Origin of the sequence: Pseudomonas cichorii (assembly GCF_003700275.1) — a bacterium.
Lineage (GTDB): Bacteria > Pseudomonadota > Gammaproteobacteria > Pseudomonadales > Pseudomonadaceae > Aquipseudomonas > Aquipseudomonas cichorii_B.
In genome coordinates this window covers 1-1,812 of record NZ_RBRE01000074.1, presented here as the reverse complement: position 1 = coordinate 1,812, position 1,812 = coordinate 1, and the positions used below count along the sequence as shown (strand labels likewise).

The window sequence follows — 1,812 nt, the reverse complement described above, 5'->3', positions numbered from 1 at the left end:
TCGGTCACCCGACCCAGTGCGTCGTAGCGATAGGCAATTTCCACGTCGTTGTCATCGCGGTTGAGCAGCGGCTGGCCGTTGAGCAGCGAGTGTTGCAGGGTGTGGGCCTTGCGCACGGTGTCAAAGTCGGTGCTGAGGCTGATCTCGGTGTGCTGCACGGTTTCCCCGGCGCGGACGTTGCGGGCCTTGTGGTAGGCAAAATCGGTGATGGACGCACAGCCATTGAGCATCTGGGTTTCCTGCAGCTTGCGACCGTGCAGGTAACGATCATTGGGCTGATCGATGTAACGAAAAGCGGTGTGCTGCAACTCGGTTTCGCTGCTGCCATTCACTTGCAGCAAGCGTTCATCGCTCATCGCCAGCCAGCCGGGTGTGGCGCCACCGACCCCGGTTTGCAGGGCATAACGATGCGCCGTGCGCAACACCGGCGCATCGCCGGGTGCACCGGGCGCCGGGGTGATGGTGCTGTCCTGTTGAGTGCGCACGAAACCCTGCGGGTCGGCCGGGCAGCCATCGCCGCCGGCCGCCGGGTAATAGCGTCGGGTTTCCAGGGTGCCGTCGGGGTTTTCCTGGGTCAGCAGGTTACCGAACGCGTCGAACGTGGTGCGGGTCATTTCCTCGTGGGTCTGGCTGGAAGCGCTGGGGTGATACCAGATCTTCAGCACCTCATGAGGCAACTGGCACTGTGGTGGCTGTTGGGCGAAGGGCAAGCCGGGAATGCTGTGATAGGTGGTGCGGGTGCTGAGCACGTTGTCGCGCTGGGTGATGGTTTCGTCGGTCAGCAGGTGAAAGTGGTTGAAGGTGCGCACCGTGCTGCGCAGCGCCTGGCCATCGACCCAGAGCATTTCCGTGCTGGTGTAGAGGTAGCGCGGGTCGGCCTGATACAGGTTGTCCAGCCCGTCGTCGTCCCAGACCAGCCCGCTGGCGTTGAAGCCCAGAAAATTCTCGCTGGAATACCCATAGCGTACTTCGACCGGTGGCTGGCCAAAGCCGGGATGCTGGGCGTATTGCAGGACGCGGGGCAAAGGTGGATAGCGATTCTGCGGAAACTCATGGCCCTGGGCATCGTAGGTGATGAATTCGTGACCGCCGAGCGGGTTGCGCAACTCCGCGATGCACAGGTATTCGTGCAGCAATTCGTACTTGAAGTGCCAGCCGGCCTGATTGTCGCTGGGCAGGATGACACGGGTGACTTCGCCGTTGTCGAGCACCAGCCCGAAACGGGCCAGCGGCGTACCGCCGCTGCCTTGTCCTGGATGCACGTCGATATTGATCTGCGCAGCGCCGGGCCGGCTGATGTCGAGCAACAGCCCGTAATCGTCGCTGATGCTGCGCAGCACGGTTTCGCCGGCAAAAGTCTCATAGGCCAGGTTGATGCGATGACCTTCGGCGGAATGGATTTCGCTGACCCAGGCCACGGTATCGCCGCCGCGCAGGGTGAGGATTTCCACCAGTCCGGACTTGTGCACCACCCGATAGCGGTTGTTGGCCTCGGAGTAGAAATGAAAGCTGTCGATCTTGCGCTCGGGCACCGTGGGCTGGGCGAGCGAGCCTTCGATACGAAAGGTTTCCCCGGTGGACAGCGAGAGAATGCGCGAAGCGGTGTCGAAACTCGACAGGTGCAGGCTCCAGCCCTTGCCGAAACCGATATCGCGTGGGCTCATGGGACTGAAACCGAGGGTCAGCGGTACGCTGGGTCCGCACAGATGATTGGCCTTGAGTTCGGGCAGGGAGATGGAACAGGTGTACTGGCCGGTGCGTGGATCGACACCGGCCTGGACGGCGCTGAGAAAGTTGAAGGCATTGGAATGG

General features: G+C 62.1%; 1 pseudogene. It reads right to left on the bottom strand.

What is annotated here, in order from left to right:
- Nucleotides 1-1,812 (bottom strand): annotated as a pseudogene (locus ALQ04_RS26960) (sugar-binding protein); the annotation flags it as partial.